Raw genomic sequence first — 15,214 nt, forward strand, 5'->3', positions numbered from 1 at the left:
CGCGCGACGGCCCCGAGAGCGCGGTGAGCAGCCGGAACCGCTTCCCGGGCCGCAGTACGGGTCCGCCCGGCGGGCGCGGTCAGAACGCGGGGCGCTCGGGGTCGAACCGCGCGCGGCCCTCCGCCGGGGACGACGCCTCGGCGAAGTGGCGCCGCGGGATGCGGCCCGCCCGGTACGCGAGCCGGCCCGCCTCCACCGCGTGCCGCATGCCCTCCGCCATGAGCACCGGCTCCTGGGCGCGGGTCACGGCCGAGGCGAGCATCACGCCCGCGCAGCCCAGCTCCATCGCGAGCGCCACGTCGGAGGCGGTGCCCGCGCCCGCGTCCAGGATGACCGGCACGCTCGCGTGCTCCACGATCAGCTGGAAGTTGTGCGGGTTGCGGATGCCGAGGCCCGAGCCGATGGGAGAGCCGAGCGGCATGACCGCCGCGCAGCCGACGTCCTCCAGCTTCCGGGCGAGGACCGGGTCGTCGTTGGTGTACGGCAGCACCGTGAAGCCGTCGTCGACCAGGGTCTCGGCGGCGTCAAGCAGCTCGACGGGGTCGGGCAGCAGGGTGCGCTCGTCGGCGATGACCTCCAGCTTCACCAGGTCGGTGCCGAGGGCCTCGCGCGCGAGGCGGGCGGTCAGCACGGCCTCGCCCGCGGTGAAGCAGCCCGCCGTGTTGGGCAGCAGGCGGATGCCCAGCTTGTCGAGCACGGACAGGACCGAGCCGTGCGACTCCGGGTTCACGCGGCGCATCGCGACCGTCGTCAGCTCCGTGCCGGACGCCACCAGGGCGCGCTCCATGACGTCCAGGCTGGGCGCGCCGCCCGTGCCCATGATCAGCCGGGACGTGTAGGTCGTACCGCCGAGGACGAAGGGATCGTCGGCCATGGGTCAGCCTCCTTGGACTGCGGTGAGGACTTCGACCCGGTCTCCCTCGGAGAGGGCGGTGGACGGCCACTGCGCGCGCGGGACGACGGTTTCGTTGAGGGCCGCGGCGACACCGGAGGGGGCGGCGGTGAGGGTGCTCACCAGCGCGTCCAGCGCGGTGCCCGGGGCGATGTCCCGGGACTCGCCGTTGACCGAGATGTTCATGCGGGCTGCTCCGAGAGTGCGGTGTGCGGGCGTGCGGTGTCCGTGGGTGCGGCGGCGAAGCGCCGGGGGCTGAAGTCGCGGGCCACGTCGGGGAGGGCACCGGTGGTGAGCACCTGGGCCAGGACGTCGCCGGTGACCGGGGTGAGGAGCACGCCGTTGCGGTAGTGGCCGGTGGCGAGGACGAGACCGTCGAGGCCGGTCGGGCCGAGCAGGGGCGCGTTGTCGGGGGAGCCGGGCCGCAGCCCCGCGCGCGTCTCGGTGAGCGGCAGCTCCGTGATGCCGGGCACCAGCTCGTGCGCGTCCCGCAGCAGCTCGTACACCCCGCCCGCGGTCACCGTGGTGTCCCAGCCGAGCTCCTCGCTGGTGGCGCCGACGACGAGTTCGCCGTTCTCGCGCGGCACCAGGTAGACGTGGCTGCCGCGGACCACGGCGCGCACGGTGCGGCTCAGGAACGGCGCGTACCGCGGTGGCACGGTCAGCCGCACCACCTGCCCCTTCACCGGCCGTACGGGCGGCAGGACGGCGTCCGGTATGCCCGCGAGCCGCCCGCTGAGGCTTCCGCCGGCGAGCACGACCTGCCCCGCGGAGAGGGCGGTGCCGTCGGCGGTCCGTACCCCGGTGGCCCGCTCCCGCACGACGGTGAGCTCCTCGGCCCACACCCGGTGGAAGACGACTCCGGCGCGCTCGCACGCGACCACGAGGGCCCTGGCGAGGCGCCGGGGGTCTATCTGGTGGTCGCCGTCGACCCGCAGCCCGCCGCGCACCCCCGGGGCCAGCATCGGTTCGAGGCGGCGGCACTCGCGCCCGCTCAGCCATTCCGAGGCGAGACCGGAGCGGACCTGCAGGGCGTGCAGTTCCCGCAGGTGGGCGCGGTCGTCGGCGTCCAGGGCGACCGCGAGGGTGCCGCACTGCCGGTAGCCGAGGTCCAGGTCGGCCGCCTCGGCGAGTTCGGCGGCGAAGGCCGGATAACGGCGCGCCGACTCCAGGTTGAGACCCAGTAGGGTCTCCTCGCCGTAGTGCAGTTCCGTGACGGCGGCCAGCATCCCGGCCGCCACCTGCGCGGCTCCGCCGCCGGGCGCCGGGTCCACCACCGCCGTGGCCAGTCCGCGCTGCGCGGCCCGCCAGGCCGTCACCAGCCCGATGATCCCGCCCCCGACGACGAGGACATCCGATGCGTGGGCTTCCGGTGCGTGAGTACGTGACATGGGCGTCCAGCCCCTCCCTTCGCCGGCATGACCCGGATCAGGTTCGTACGGTCGGAGGCCGCCAGCCTCCCTCTCAGCCCGGTGCGTCCGGGCTCCCGCGAGTGTCCTACGGTGCCACCCTAGCGCCTCGCATCTCCAGGGAAATCCCCGGAAACCGGCGCGGAACGCGGTGTGGAACAGCTCACGGCCCACCGCTGCGGGCTGACGGGCCGTCAGGGACTATGGTGACCAGGTGAGCGAGCAGACGCGGGCGCGGGTCCGGACGGCCGGACGGGTCGTCGTGGTGGGCGCGGGCATGGCCGGGGTGCAGACCGCGGTGGCCCTGCGCGAACAGGGGTTCACCGGCGGTGTGACGCTGATCGGCGCCGAGCCGCACCAGCCGTACGACCGGCCGCCGCTGTCCAAGGCGGTCCTGCTCGGCAAGGCCGAGGGCTCCGCCTTCGACATCGACTTCGACGCGCTCGGCATCGAACTGCGACTCGGCCGCGAGGTGCTCGGGGTGCGCCCCGGCGACCACGAGCTCGACACCGCCGAGGGCCCCGTCCCGTACGACGTATTGGTCGTCGCGACCGGCGCGGAACCGGTCCGGCTGCCGGGCGCGGAGGGCGTGCCCGGCGTCCATCTGCTGCGCACCCTGGACGACGCGGAGCGGCTGCGGCCCGTCCTGGCCCGGCAGCACGACATCGTCGTGGTGGGCGCGGGCTGGATCGGGGCGGAGTTCGCGACGGCCGCGCGGGAGGCGGGCTGCGCGGTCACGGTCGTCGAGGCCGCCGACCGCCCGCTGGCGGGCGCCCTGCCCGCCGCGGTGGCCGCCCCGATGACCGGCTGGTACGCGGACAGCGGGGTGACCCTGCGCACCCACGCGCGCGTGCGGCGCGTCGAGGCCGGGGCGGTCGTCCTGGACGACGGCTCCCGGCTGCCGGCCGGCGCGGTGGTCGTGGGCGTCGGCGCCCGCCCGGCGACGGCCTGGCTGGCGGGTTCGGGCATCGAGCTCGGTGCGCGGGGGGAGATCGTGGCCGACGCGCACCTGCGCGCCTCGGTGCCGGACGTGTACGCGGTCGGCGACTGCGCCTCCTTCCCCTCGGGCCGGTACGGCGAGCGCCTGCTGATCCACCACTGGGACAACGCCCTCCAGGGACCCCGGACGGTCGCGGCCGACATCATCGGGGAGGCGCCCGTGGCGTACGACCCCGTCCCGTACTTCTGGTCGGAGCAGTTCGGCCGGTTCGTGCAGTACGCGGGGCACCACGCGGCGGCCGACGAGACGGTGTGGCGTGGCGATCCCGAGGGAGCCGCCTGGACCGTCTGCTGGCTCCGCGAGGAGCGGCTCGTCGCCCTGCTGGCGGTGGGCCGCCCCCGCGACCTGGCCCAGGGCCGCCGTCTCGTCGAGGCGGGCACCGTGCTGGACAGGACCCTTCTGGCGGATCCGGCCAGGCCCATGAAGGCGGCCGCGCGCTAGCCGGCGGAACGGCCGCGGCACCGGCGACGGGCCCGCGACCTCGCACGTCACGGCCGCTCCGAGGACGGCGGTCCGGGGGTGCGTGGCTGTCACCCCGGCCGGGGACGTGGCAGGCTGGTGCCGTGACCGAGATTGACGCGAACATCGATGCTCTCGTCCCCGCGTGGCTGACCCTGCCCGACATCGCCGAGCAGCTCGGCGTCGAGGTGACCCGTGTCCGGCAGCTGGTCAAGGAGGGCCAGCTCATCGCCGTACGCCGGGGAGAGAACCGCGCGCTGCACGTCCCCGCCGCCTTCATCGACGGGGACAAGGTCGTCAAGGGCCTGTCGGGCACCCTGACGCTCCTGAGGGACGACGGCTTCACGGACGAAGAGATGCTGGAGTGGCTCTTCACTCCCGACGACAGCCTGCCCGGCACGCCGGCCCAGGCGCTGAGCGAGAATCGCGGCACGGAGGTCAAGCGCCGCGCCCAGGCGCTCGCCGTCTGAACCGATCATCACCGTCCGGCGTACGGGCGGGGCCGGACCACGGGACGGCCCGGTCCCGCCCGTACGCCCTCCACCCGGGGGAGCACCACCATGTCCGACGCCGCGCGACGGCAGCTCGCCGACGCCCGCCTCTACCTCTGCACGGACGCCCGCAGGCGCCAGGGCGACCTGCCGGAGTTCCTGGACGCGGTCCTGTCCGGCGGCGTGGACATCGTGCAGCTGCGCGACAAGGGCATGGAGGCCGCCGAGGAGCTCGACCACCTCGAGGTCTTCGCGGACGCCTGCCGCCGCCACGGCAAGCTGCTCGCCGTCAACGACCGCGCGGACGTGGCCCACGCCGCCCGCCCGGACGTGCTGCACCTCGGCCAGGGCGACCTGCCCGTGCCCGCCGCCCGCGCGATCCTGGGCGACGGCGTGCTGATCGGCCGCTCCACCCACGCGGCCGGGGAGGCCGAGGCGGCGGCCGTCCAGGAGGGCGTGGACTACTTCTGCACGGGACCCTGCTGGCCCACCCCCACCAAGCCCGGCCGTCCGGCTCCCGGACTCGGCCTGGTCCGTCACACCGCGTCCCTCGGCACCGACCGTCCGTGGTTCGCCATCGGCGGCATCGACCTGGGCAACCTCGACGAGGTCCTCGACGCGGGCGCCCGCCGGGTCGTGGTCGTCCGCGCGCTCACCGAGGCCGACGACCCGCAGGCGGCCGCCGCGGAGTTCGCGAAGCGTCTGCGCGCCGTGTGACCTTCGGGGCGGGTGGTACGGGGACGCACCACGCGGGCTCTCTTGTCCGAGGAGTGGACAACACCCTAGACAAGCAGGACAAAAAGGATGACTGTGGTTGGGGTGCCGCCCCCACCTGGCTAACCTGCCCGTATGGCCCTAGGAACCGCCTCCACCAGGACGGATCGCGCCCGTACCGTGCGCGACATACTGGCGTCCGGCAAGACCACGTACTCCTTCGAGTTCTCGGCGCCGAAGACGCCCAAGGGCGAGCGCAACCTGTGGAACGCGCTCCGGAGGGTCGAGGCGGTCGCCCCCGACTTCGTCTCCGTGACCTACGGCGCGGGCGGCTCCACGCGCGCGGGCACGGTCAAGGAGACCCAGCAGATCGTCGCCGACACGACGCTGACCCCGGTCGCCCACCTCACCGCCGTCGACCACTCCCTGGCCGAGCTGCGCAACATCATCGGCCAGTACGCGGACGCCGGGATCCGCAACATGCTCGCGGTCCGCGGCGACCCGCCCGGCGACCCCATGGGCGAGTGGGTGCCGCACCCCCGGGGACTGACCTACGCCGCCGAACTCGTCCGTCTGATCAAGGAGTCCGGCGACTTCTGCGTGGGCGTCGCAGCCTTCCCGGAGACGCACCCGCGCTCCGCCGACCGGGACAGTGACATCGCGCACTTCGTCGACAAGTGCCGCGCCGGCGCCGACTACGCGATCACCCAGATGTTCTTCCACCCGGAGTCGTACCTGCGGCTGCGGGACAGCGTGGAGGCGGCGGGCTGCACAACTCCGGTCATTCCGGAAGTGATGCCCGTGACAAGTGTGAAAATGCTGGAACGGTTGCCCAAGCTGAGCAACGCCGCCTTCCCGGACGCCTTGAAAGAGCGGATCCTCACAGCAAAAGACGATCCTGCCGCTGTACGCTCCATCGGTATCGAGTTCGCCACGGAGTTCTGCGCGAGGCTGCTGGCCGAAGGTGTGCCCGGACTGCACTTCATCACGCTCAACAACTCCACCGCCACGCTCGAGATCTACGAGAATCTCGGTCTGCACCACCAGCGGCAGACCTAGACGCCTGGACCGCGTACGACGGGACTTGGGGCGGCCGCGGCCGCAGGGAGAGGGGCGTACATGGGCTGGACGGTCCTCTACATCGCGTTCGGCATCGTCGCGTTGTGGTTGCTCGGTGAGGTGCTGCTGCAGTACAAGGCGCGGCTGCGCTGGCGGCTCCTCGCCTTCGGCGGCTTCCTCGGGGTCGTCGTCGGCGTCCTAATCCCCTCCGTGGTGGTCATCGCGCTGGGCGCCGTCGCGTTCGCGGTCGGGCAGACGTACGTGACGCTGTCCTTCCGCCGCGGCTTCTCCACCGGCTGGGCCATCGGCAACCGCGGTGAGTCCGGCAGCAGGCGCCGCCGCGACGAGCCGCGGAACCAGGACCCGACGCTGGAGGTCTCCGATCTGGAGGAGACCGTCGTGGCCGACGGGTCCGGGCAGCCGGACGACCCCTTCGGCCCGGGGAACCGTTTCGACGAGGACGACGACGTGTTCGTCCCCCAGCGGCCCGCCCCGTCCGAGGGCGAGGCCACCGCGGTGTACTCGCCGCAGCCCCTGCCGGACGAGACCGGCTCCTACGGCGTCTACACCGACGCCGCGTACGCCGCCGCCAACGACCCGACCTACGCGGCCGCCGCGCACTCCCAGGACCAGTCCTTCGGCTACGACGGCTACGACCAGCAGCAGTACGGCTACTCCGCCGCGGGACACGAGCAGCAGCAGTACGCCGCTTACTCCGACCCGTACGCCGGGACCCAGGGCTACGACGACGGCGGGTACGGCACCGGCTACGCGGACCCGCAGGCGTACGGCGCGCAGCAGGGCCACGGTCAGGACCAGTACGGCACCGGCACGTACGGCGAGACCCCGCCGGGCGGGGTGTGGGTGCCGCAGCAGCGCACCACCGACCACCCGGCCGAACCGGCCCACCCGGCCGACGTGTTCGGCACCGGGCTGCCGCAGGAGCAGCCGTACCCGTACCAGGGCGACGCGCAGGGCGCCGGGAACGGCTACGGGTACGACGGGCAGCAGTACCGGTACTGACGGGTCACCGGGAGCCCTCGCGCGCGGGGCCCCGGCTCACTGCGAGCCCCGGAAGCCCGGCCCCTCCACGATCAGCCCCGCGACCAGCGCGCCCGACATGCCCGCGTGCGGCAGGCCGCCGCCCGGGTGCGCCCAGCCGCCGGCCAGGTACAGGCCGGGCAGGCGGGTGGTGTTGCCCGGGAGCAGGAAGCGGCCGTCCGCCGCGGCGAACGCGGGCGGCGGCACGGCACCGTCCGCGGCGCCCGTCTCGTGCGCGGTACGGGCGGGGGTGCGCACCTCGCGCCACAGGAGACGCTCCCGCAGCCCCGGGACGGCGGTCTCCGCGGCCGTGACCAGGAGGTCCGCGAACCGCTCGGCCCGGCCGGGTTCCGCCCAGCCGGCCGTGGCCGGGGCCGCCGCCGACACGACCACCGACTCGTGCGCGCCGTCCGGCCGCAGGGCCGGGTCGTCCGGGCGCAGCACGGTGACCGTCGGCGGCGCGGCCATCGCCGGGATGCCGGTGCCGGCCGCACCGCCGAGGAAGTCGAGCTCCGCGACGCGGTCGGGTGTGTGCACGACCGTGCGGTGCGCCGCTCCCGCCTCCGGTGCGCCGCGCAGCGCCAGCAGCACGGTGAACCGCCCGGCCGGCGCGGGCCCGCGGCCGGGCCGTACGTCGCCGTCCTCCTGCAGCGGGTGCTCCGTCAGCGACGCCACGCGCGCGGGGGGTATGCCCGCCACCACGTGGTCCGCCTCGGCCCTTTCTCCCCCAGGGCCGGAAGCCTGGGAGGTGCCCCCGTCGAGCTCCACCCCGGCGGCCCGCCCGTCCTTCTCGAGGATCCGGACGACCTCGGCGCCGAACACGAACTCCACCCGGCGCGCCCGGCACCGCTCGTACACGGCCCGCGCCAGCTCCCGCATGCCGCCGCGCACGTACCAGGTGCCGAAGGCGTGGTCCATGTACGGCAGCACGGCCGCGCTCGCCGGGGTGGTGCGGGGATCCAGGCCGTACGCGAGCGCGTGGCTGTCCAGCAGGGCGGTCAGCCGGTCGTCGCGCAGCTCCAGCTCGGCGATCCCGGCGAGCGTGCCCGCGCGCCGGGTGCGCAGCAGCCGCTTGTGCGGCACGGCCGGGTACGGCTCGCGCTCGGCCAGCACCTGCCAGTCGGGCCAGAGGGGCTCCTCCAGGAGCGGCCGCCGGGTCCGGTCCCAGGCATCGCGCGCCCGCACCAGGAAGTCGCCCCACCGGTCGCCGGCCCCCGAGCCGAGCGCCGTGTTCAGCGCGTCGACCACGCCCGCGCGCGAGGCGTTCGGCAGCCGGACGTCCGTGCCGTCCGGGAACACGTGCCGCGCGGCCGGGTCCACCTGGACCAGGTCGACGCAGGCTTCCAGCGGCTGCTTGCCCGTCTTCAGGAACAGGTCCCGGTAGACGGCGGGCAGCGGCAGCAGACCGGGGCCGGTGTCGAACGCGAAACCGTCCCGCTCGAAGCGGCCCACGGCCCCGCCGTACGTCTCCGACCGCTCGTACACCACCACCCGGTGGCCCGCGACGGCCAGCCGGGCGGCGGCCGCCATCGACCCCAACCCGGCTCCGATCACCGCAATCCGTGCCATGCCGCGACTTTATCGGCCCCCGCCGACAGCCCGTCCGGGACCCCGGCGGGGAGCGGCGGCCGCCCCCGGCCCGGCATGGGGGCGAGCGCGCAGATCTAGGTACGGGTACCTAGCCGACGAGATGAGTACGCGCGCGGATGGGGTCCGACCTGCGCTGACGAGAGAGTGGGGGCACGGAAAGGGGCGCGGCTCCGGCACCGCCGACACGGGGCGGCGGAACGGTGCGCGCCCTTGACCGCTCCTTCCGCCGGTGAGTCCGACGAGTCGGCGGGAGCGAGGCACGGGGGAGACCGGGGGGATCGGAGGGACCGGGGAGACCGCACGGGGGAGCGGGGAGAACCCGGGGGGAACGGGGGGTACGGCGAAGCGCCGGTTCGGGGTGGCCCGCGGGGGACGGGCCGCAACGGACCGGCGTTTCCGTCAGCGGCCGCCGCTCACCCGCCCCTGGAGCAGCCGGGACAGCGCCGCGTGCACGTCGTCCAGGGAGCGCTCCGGCTGGAACGCCTGCCAGTCCAGGGCGGCCACCAGCACCATGCCGACCAGCGCGGCCGCGGTCAGCGGGATGTCGAGCTCCTCGCTGAACTCACCGCCGGCCACGCCCGCGCGCAGCACGTCCTCGACGACCGCGACCGCCTCCTGCCGCACCACCAGCAGCGTGGACTGCCAGGCCCGGTTGGTGCGCCACAGCTCGGCCACGTACAGCTGGGTGAAGGCCGGGTAGCGGTCGATGAACACGAGCCCCGCGCGGACCATCGCGTCCAGGGCGTCGACCCTGCTCCCGCCCTCCTCGGCGGTGCGCTCGGCAGCCTGGCGGAGGGAGGCGGTGAGGAGGCCCACGCCGTGCCGGAGGAGCTCCTCGAAGAGGACCGACTTGCTGGCGAAGTTGTAGTAGACGGTGCCCTTCGCGACTCCCGCGCGCTCGGCGATCTCGTCGACCGTGGTGGCGGAGAACCCCTGTTCCGCGATGAGGGTGACGGCGGCCTCGTAGAGCTTCTGCCGGGTCGCCTCGCGACGGCTGCTGCCGCCGCTCCCCGGGTCGGGCTTGCGTTCCATGGCGTCGATTCTCACAGCAGACGGCGGCGGCGCGGTCACAGGCTCAGCTCCGGGTGCAGCCGGTCGAGGGTCCACACCTGCCTGCGGCGGGCCGCCAGGGTGGTCAGCGCGAGGGCGGCCGCCGTGAAGACCGCGAGCACCGCGCACGCCTCCCAGACCGGTCCCGTACCCCCGCCCGTGATGAGCCTCCTGAGGGCGTCGACGACGTGACTCATCGGCAGGAAGGGGTGGATCGCGTTGAAGAAGCCCGGACTGGTCTGCACGGGATACGTGCCGCCGGCGGACGTCAGCTGGAGCATCAGGAACGCGAGCACCAGGATGCGGCCCGCCGCCCCGAAGCGCGCGTTCAGCCATTGCACGAGCGCCGCGAAGCACGCCGTCACCAGGAACAGGAAGCCCACCGTCCCGGCCGCCCGGACCATCCGCAGGCCCACCGCCCAGTGCAGCACGGCCATCAGGGCGGTCACCTGGAGCAGCCCCAGGGCGACCACGGGCAGCCAGCCCGCCAGCGCGATCCGCCACGCCGGGGCGCCCGCCGCGAGCGCGCGCCGGTTGAGCGGCGGGATCAGCATGTACGCCACCATCGCGCCCACCCACAGGGACAGCGGGATGAAGTACGGGGCGAAGCCGGTGCCGTAGTTGGGTGCCTTGTGCAGGTCACCGGTGACCAGCCGCACCGGGTCGGCCATCACCTCGGTGCGCCGGTCGCGGTCGTCCTCGTCGTAGTCGGGGATCCTGCCGACGCCGTCGTGCAGTCCGCCCGCGAGCTCCGCGGAGCCGTCGGCCAGCCGGTACAGGCCCCCTTCGAGATCGGTCGCGCCGGTCGCGAGCTCGCCGACCCCCGTGTCGAGGTCCGCCGCGCCCTCCTGTGCCGTGCCGAGACCGGTGTGCAGCGTCTTCGCGCCCCGGGCGACCTTCGCGGCGCCCTCGTTGAGCGCCTCGACCTCGGCCACCGCGTCGTCGAGGTCCTCGGAGAGGTGGGGCGCCGCCTCGGCGAGGGCCCTGGCCTGCCGTTCGAACGCGGCGAGGTCCTCGTCGAGGGCCTTCATGTCGCCGTCGTACTTCCGCACCAGGGTGTCCACGTCCGCGGCGAGCGCCGCGGCGTCGGCCGCCGCGTCCCTGGCCTTCTCCAGGTCGTCGCAGGCGGGGTCGGGTGCGGGCTGCCGCTCGCAGCGCCCGGCGTGGATCTCGTCGAGGGTCTCGGCGGCCGTGCGGGTGCCGCTCGCCGCCTTTGGGGCGGTCTTCACGAACGCGTCGAGGTGCTCGCGGATCCCGCCCGCCGCGTCCGCCACGAGGTCCGCGGTGTCCGCGATGGTCCGGCCGTTCTCCGCGAGGAAGGGGCGAACCTGGTCCGCCGCGCCGCCGACCTTGTCGGCGAGCGCCTGGGTGCCCGCCGCGACCTGCGCGGAGCCCTTCTCCAGATCGCCGGCCCCGCTGTCCAGCTTGGTCAGCCCGGCCGACAGGTCCCCGCTGCCCTCCTTGGCGTCCGCCAGCCCGTCCGCGAGGTCCCTGGAGCCCCGCTCGGCCTGCCCGATGCCGCCCTTGAGGTCGTCGGCCCCCTCGGCGGCCTTCCGCGTCTCGTCGTGGAGGCCGGAGAACGAGATGAAGATCCGGTCCAGGAACGAGCGCGAGGCCTTGGTGGACGCGGCGGTGCGCACCTCGGCGAACACCGTCCGGGAGATCTGCCCGACGATGTAGTTGTTGGCGTCGTTCGTCCGCACCTGCAGGGCGCCGGTCGCGGGACTGTCGCCGGAGCTGGAGGCGATCCGCTCGCTGAAGTCCGGCGGCACGGTCAGCGACAGGTAGTACCTGCCGTCCTCGACGCCCGCGCGCGCGTCGGCGGCGCTCACCTCGTGCCAGTCGAAGACCTCGCTGTCGCGCAGCCGCTCGGTGATGTCGTCGCCCGCCGTCAGCCTCTCCCCGTCCGCCGTGGCCCCCTCGTCCTCGTTCACCAGGGCCACGGGCACCCGGTCCAGACGGCCGTACGGGTCCCAGAAGGACCACAGGTACAGGGCTCCGTACAGCAGCGGCAGCAGCAGGAGCGCGACCAGCGCCGCGCGCGGGAGCCTGCCCCGGCCGAACCGCCGGAGCTCAAGTGCGGCCAGCTTCGGCGAGCGCATCCGCCGTCTCCTTGTCGTCGTCCGGAAGGGCCGGATCGTCGTCGTCCGGAAGGGCCGGATCGTCGTCGTCCGGGAGGGCCGGATCGTCGTCGCCGTCCGGGAGGGTCAGGACGTGAAGGGGGCTCCCGGTGCCCCCGACGTCTTCAGGGGCCTCGCTGCACACCGCCAGCACCGTGGTCCCGGCCGCGGCGACGGACGCCAGCAGGGACCATGCCGCCGCCCGTTCGGCGCCCGCGAGCTTCAGGTCGGTGTCGTCCACGCCGAGGAGCAGCGGCCGGCCGATCAGCGCGAGCGCCACGGACAGCCGCAGCGCCTCCAGCCGTCCGAGGTCGCGTACGGCGGTACGGCCGCCCTTGGGCAGCGCCCCGCGGTCGAGTCCGGCGGCGGCCAGGGCCTCGTCGACCCGTGGATCCGCCGCGGCAGCCCGGCCGCCCCGGAGCCGCAGCAGTCCGTGCAGCGCGCCCCGGACCGATCCGCCGAACCGCCGCTGCAGCAACACGCGTTCGCGCAGGTGCTCGTCGACGGTCAGGGCGGGGTCCAGATCGGTGACGCCGGGGACGTGGGCGAGCGCGCTGACGCGGCGTACGGCCGCCATGTGCCGGGGCAGCCGGTGCGGGCCGACCTTCGCACGCCCCTCGGTGGGCCTCATCCGGCCGGTGAGCGCCAGCAGCAGGCATGTACGGCCGGAACCTGACGGACCCTCAATGACGATGAGTGATCCCGCCTCCGCGTGGAACCCGATGTTCCGGAACACCCGGCCGCGCGGCCCCTTCAGCCCGAGTCCGTCGGCCTCCACGGTGACTCCGGTGGTGCGGGTGCCGGCGCCGGTGCCGTCCGCCGGCTCGTGAGGCCCGTCCATGTCCCCCCTTGCTGCTCACTTTTTGCACTGACTGGTCAGTGCAAAAGCTACTCCGAACCTATGAACGGAGCAAAAGTCCAGGTCAGACCGGATTGTCAGTGCCGTACTCCACGATGGGCACATACGGCAAGCCCATACAGGGCGTGCCGTCACGAAGACGACAGGAGGTTCGTCATGGCCAGTCACCACGCAGCCGCCGCACGCCGGCGCCGCGCCACCGGCCCTGCCCCCTCACTGACCGGCCCGGCGGGCGACGTGCACCCCGTGCTCCGCCGGGCCACGGCCCCGCCCGCCGCCCTCGACCTGCTCACCCAGGCGCGCTCCGGCCTGGACGAGGCGACCGGGCTGGAGCTTCCCAACGAGCGGTACGCCACGGCCCACCTCGCCGCCCTGCGCACCGCCGCCGCCGTCCTCGCCGCACGTGGCCGCCCGGAGACCACCCCCCGACGCCGGGCCCGCATCAGGAGCGCCTGGGAAGTGCTCCCCGAGATCGCACCCGAACTGACCGAATGGAGCGCCCTGTTCGCCTCCGGGGCCCAGCGCCGCGCCCGCGCGGAGGCCGGCATCCGGGGCGCGGCGAGCGCCCGCGACGCCGACGACCTGATCCGCGACGTGGCGATGTTCCTCCGCATCGTCGAGCGCATGCTCATACTCCAGCCCGTCCTGCCGCAGCCGCGGCAGGACGGAAAGCCCGACGCGCCGGACCCGCGCGACGTACCGGACGCGGGATGAGGCGGGACGTGACGGCGATACGGGCGCTCCCCGGCTTCCCATTAGGGTGGGACACCCGTACGCTCCGCCGCGGCCACCCGGCACGGGCGGAGGCATTTCCATCGCTCCGCCGCACAGCAGGCGGTGCCGCGCCGAGGAGTCAACTGCCGTGTCGGACCCCATGCGCCCACCCGTCTCCCACCCTCGACCGACGTCGCTCCGCTCCGACCCCTCCCGGCCCCGCGCCTCCCTCCGTACCGCCGTGGTCTGGGAGGTCCTGAAGGACGCGCTCGACCGCCGTGCCAAGGCCGCGGGGGACGGGGCGCACGGCGCCCGCGGCCTCGACGTGCTGGACACCGGCGGCGGCAGCGGCAACTTCGCGGTGCCCGTGGCCCGCCTCGGGCACCGCGTCACCGTCGTCGACCCCAGCCCCAACGCCCTCTTCGCGCTGGAGCGCCGCGCCGCCGAGGCCGGCGTGGCCGACCGGGTACGGGGCGTGCAGGGAGACGCGCACGGCCTCTTCGACGTCGTCGAGCGCGGCGGGTACGACGCGGTGCTGTGCCACGGGGTCCTGGAGTACGTGGACGACCCCGCCGAGGGCCTCGGCAACGCGGTCGCCGCGCTGCGCCCCGGGGGCCTGCTCAGCCTGCTCGCCGCGGGCCTCGGCGGAGCCGTGCTGGCGCGGGCCCTCGCGGGGCACTTCACGGAGGCCAGGCGGGCGCTCGACGACCCGGACGGACGCTGGGGCGAGGGCGACCCCGTCCCGCACCGTTTCACGGCCGAGCAGCTCACCGCCCTCGTCGAGGGTGCGGGCCTCACGGTCGCCGCCGTGCACGGCGTACGGGTCTTCGCCGACCTGGTCCCGGGCGTGCTCGTGGACACCGAGCCGGGCGCCATGGACGCGCTGCTGAAGCTGGAGGCCGCGGCGGCCGAACTGCCCGCCTTCCACTCCGTGGCCACGCAGCTCCACGTGCTCGGTGAGGCGTGAGATACGGCCGGGGTTCGGCCCGTCCGCGCCGGCGCAGCGCTGATCAGGGGCTCGTCCGCAGATGGAGTACGCCACAGCCCCTCCGATCGGGCGTCCGGAGCCGTATGATCGAGGGAGACCGTTCGGCATGACGGGCCGGTCGCTGGGGAATCCACACCTCAGTGAACCGGAGTGCCATGACGGGTCACGGTTGGCGAATTGGCGTAGAGGGGCGGGTTTCACGGGGGCGATTCCCTGCCTATCCTGAAGAGGACCCCCCGGGTCGCCCCGGCGACCGCACGATGAGGAGGACTCCGTGCCGCTCTCGGAGCACGAGCAGCGAATGCTCGAGCAGATGGAGCGAGCGCTGTACGCCGAAGATCCCAAGTTCGCGACAGCGCTTGAGGGAAGCGGGCTGCGTACGTACACCCGGCGACGGGTCTACCAGGCGGTCGCGGGCTTTCTGGTGGGTATCGCGCTTCTCATGGCCGGAATGGTCGCACAGCAGATCTGGGTCAGTGTGGTGGGCTTCCTCGTCATGCTGGGCTGCGCGGTGCTCGCCGTGACCGGTTGGCGCAAGGCCCCCAAGCCGGGTGAGCAGCCGTCCGGCGTTCCCGGTGGCGGCAGCCGCAACAGCCCACGGCAGCGCCGCTCCATGATGGACCGCATCGAACAGCGCTGGCAGCGCCGCCGCGACGAGCAGGGTCAATAGGCTTCGCGGACTGCCCGCACCACAGCCGCGTGTGAGGGGTGACCGACCTTGGTCGGTCACCCCTCACACGCGGCTGTGGTGCGTTTGCGCCCGACGGTTACCGCCACCCCGGCTGACGGCGCGATCGCGTGGGCCGGGTGCTTCGGCTCGTGGCTCGT

The 15,214-nt window shown here is 74.2% G+C and carries 15 protein-coding genes and 1 riboswitch; of the genes, 8 read left to right on the forward strand and 7 right to left on the reverse strand.

Going from position 1 to position 15,214, the window contains the following annotated elements:
* Positions 1-79 precede the first annotated feature (79 nt).
* From IEZ04_RS20140 to thiO, 3 genes are all read right to left on the reverse strand, one after another.
* Entirely contained in the window at positions 80-874 is a 795-nt protein-coding gene (locus tag IEZ04_RS20140; RefSeq protein WP_189218310.1) for a thiazole synthase, read from the reverse strand.
* Between the two features lie 3 nt (positions 875-877).
* Entirely contained in the window at positions 878-1,078 is a 201-nt protein-coding gene (gene thiS, locus IEZ04_RS20145) for a sulfur carrier protein ThiS (protein ID WP_189218311.1), read from the reverse strand.
* The gene (thiO, locus tag IEZ04_RS20150; protein ID WP_189218312.1) at positions 1,075-2,283 is read right to left on the reverse strand and encodes a glycine oxidase ThiO; all 1,209 of its coding nucleotides are present in this window, start codon (positions 2,281-2,283) and stop codon (positions 1,075-1,077) included. The genes thiS and thiO overlap by 4 nt, the downstream gene beginning before the upstream one ends.
* Positions 2,281-2,392, reverse strand: a riboswitch (TPP riboswitch). It overlaps the preceding gene by 3 nt.
* A 123-nt stretch (positions 2,393-2,515) precedes the next feature.
* Here thiO and IEZ04_RS20155 point away from each other — a divergent pair.
* The 5 genes from IEZ04_RS20155 (at position 2,516) to IEZ04_RS20175 (ending at position 7,047) form a co-directional block, all read left to right on the forward strand.
* Positions 2,516-3,742, forward strand: a complete 1,227-nt coding sequence (locus IEZ04_RS20155) for an NAD(P)/FAD-dependent oxidoreductase (RefSeq protein ID WP_189218313.1) — start codon at positions 2,516-2,518, stop codon at positions 3,740-3,742.
* A 122-nt stretch (positions 3,743-3,864) separates the two neighbouring features.
* Positions 3,865-4,230, forward strand: a complete 366-nt coding sequence (locus tag IEZ04_RS20160; RefSeq protein ID WP_189218314.1) for an Rv2175c family DNA-binding protein — start codon at positions 3,865-3,867, stop codon at positions 4,228-4,230.
* Between the two features lie 90 nt (positions 4,231-4,320).
* Positions 4,321-4,968 carry a thiamine phosphate synthase gene (gene thiE / locus IEZ04_RS20165; protein ID WP_189218315.1) on the forward strand — a complete coding sequence of 216 codons (648 nt, stop codon included), beginning with the start codon at positions 4,321-4,323 and terminating at the stop codon, positions 4,966-4,968.
* Between the two features lie 132 nt (positions 4,969-5,100).
* Complete coding sequence (gene metF / locus IEZ04_RS20170; RefSeq protein ID WP_189218316.1) at positions 5,101-6,024, forward strand: methylenetetrahydrofolate reductase [NAD(P)H]; 924 nt, start codon at positions 5,101-5,103, stop codon at positions 6,022-6,024.
* 60 nt (positions 6,025-6,084) lie between these two features.
* Positions 6,085-7,047, forward strand: coding sequence for an SCO2102 family sporulation regulator (locus IEZ04_RS20175; RefSeq protein WP_189218317.1), 963 nt, complete (start codon positions 6,085-6,087; stop codon positions 7,045-7,047).
* A gap of 36 nt (positions 7,048-7,083) precedes the next feature.
* Here IEZ04_RS20175 and IEZ04_RS20180 read toward each other — a convergent pair whose 3' ends face one another.
* The 4 genes from IEZ04_RS20180 to IEZ04_RS20195 form a co-directional block, all read right to left on the reverse strand.
* Complete coding sequence (locus IEZ04_RS20180; RefSeq protein ID WP_189218318.1) at positions 7,084-8,634, reverse strand: phytoene desaturase family protein; 1,551 nt, start codon at positions 8,632-8,634, stop codon at positions 7,084-7,086.
* A 420-nt stretch (positions 8,635-9,054) separates the two neighbouring features.
* Complete coding sequence (locus tag IEZ04_RS20185; RefSeq protein ID WP_189218319.1) at positions 9,055-9,687, reverse strand: TetR/AcrR family transcriptional regulator; 633 nt, start codon at positions 9,685-9,687, stop codon at positions 9,055-9,057.
* 35 nt (positions 9,688-9,722) lie between these two features.
* Positions 9,723-11,807: a YhgE/Pip domain-containing protein gene (locus IEZ04_RS20190; protein WP_189218320.1), complete on the reverse strand. Its 2,085-nt coding sequence runs from the start codon at positions 11,805-11,807 to the stop codon at positions 9,723-9,725.
* Positions 11,779-12,666 (reverse strand): ATP-binding cassette domain-containing protein, encoded by an 888-nt coding sequence (locus IEZ04_RS20195; protein WP_189218321.1) that lies wholly within the window; start codon positions 12,664-12,666, stop codon positions 11,779-11,781. Before IEZ04_RS20195 ends, IEZ04_RS20190 begins: the two co-directional genes overlap by 29 nt.
* A 174-nt stretch (positions 12,667-12,840) precedes the next feature.
* Between IEZ04_RS20195 and IEZ04_RS20200 the strand changes: the two genes are divergently transcribed.
* The 3 genes from IEZ04_RS20200 to IEZ04_RS20210 all read left to right on the forward strand — a co-directional run bounded on the left by IEZ04_RS20200 (position 12,841) and on the right by IEZ04_RS20210 (position 15,056).
* On the forward strand, positions 12,841-13,398 hold the full coding sequence (locus tag IEZ04_RS20200; RefSeq protein ID WP_189218322.1) for an SAV_6107 family HEPN domain-containing protein: 558 nt from the start codon (positions 12,841-12,843) through the stop codon (positions 13,396-13,398).
* 148 nt (positions 13,399-13,546) lie between these two features.
* Positions 13,547-14,365 carry a class I SAM-dependent methyltransferase gene (locus tag IEZ04_RS20205; protein ID WP_189218323.1) on the forward strand — a complete coding sequence of 273 codons (819 nt, stop codon included), beginning with the start codon at positions 13,547-13,549 and terminating at the stop codon, positions 14,363-14,365.
* A 295-nt stretch (positions 14,366-14,660) separates the two neighbouring features.
* Positions 14,661-15,056, forward strand: coding sequence for an SCO2097 family morphological protein (locus IEZ04_RS20210; RefSeq protein WP_189218324.1), 396 nt, complete (start codon positions 14,661-14,663; stop codon positions 15,054-15,056).
* Positions 15,057-15,214 lie beyond the last annotated feature (158 nt).

The organism is Streptomyces ruber, from assembly GCF_014648075.1.
GTDB classification, from domain to species: domain Bacteria; phylum Actinomycetota; class Actinomycetes; order Streptomycetales; family Streptomycetaceae; genus Streptomyces; species Streptomyces ruber.

Bases quoted from the DNA above. Each gene is read 5' to 3' on its own strand.
- thiS (WP_189218311.1), bottom strand. From the start codon at position 1,078: ATGAACATCTCGGTCAACGGCGAGTCCCGGGACATCGCCCCGGGCACC.
- IEZ04_RS20175 (WP_189218317.1), top strand. From the start codon at position 6,085: ATGGGCTGGACGGTCCTCTACATCGCGTTCGGCATCGTCGCGTTGTGG.
- IEZ04_RS20185 (WP_189218319.1), bottom strand. From the start codon at position 9,687: ATGGAACGCAAGCCCGACCCGGGGAGCGGCGGCAGCAGCCGTCGCGAG.
- thiE (WP_189218315.1), top strand. From the start codon at position 4,321: ATGTCCGACGCCGCGCGACGGCAGCTCGCCGACGCCCGCCTCTACCTC.
- thiO (WP_189218312.1), bottom strand. From the start codon at position 2,283: ATGTCACGTACTCACGCACCGGAAGCCCACGCATCGGATGTCCTCGTC.
- metF (WP_189218316.1), top strand. From the start codon at position 5,101: ATGGCCCTAGGAACCGCCTCCACCAGGACGGATCGCGCCCGTACCGTG.
- IEZ04_RS20140 (WP_189218310.1), bottom strand. From the start codon at position 874: ATGGCCGACGATCCCTTCGTCCTCGGCGGTACGACCTACACGTCCCGG.
- IEZ04_RS20180 (WP_189218318.1), bottom strand. From the start codon at position 8,634: ATGGCACGGATTGCGGTGATCGGAGCCGGGTTGGGGTCGATGGCGGCC.
- IEZ04_RS20195 (WP_189218321.1), bottom strand. From the start codon at position 12,666: ATGGACGGGCCTCACGAGCCGGCGGACGGCACCGGCGCCGGCACCCGC.
- IEZ04_RS20190 (WP_189218320.1), bottom strand. From the start codon at position 11,807: ATGCGCTCGCCGAAGCTGGCCGCACTTGAGCTCCGGCGGTTCGGCCGG.
- IEZ04_RS20200 (WP_189218322.1), top strand. From the start codon at position 12,841: ATGGCCAGTCACCACGCAGCCGCCGCACGCCGGCGCCGCGCCACCGGC.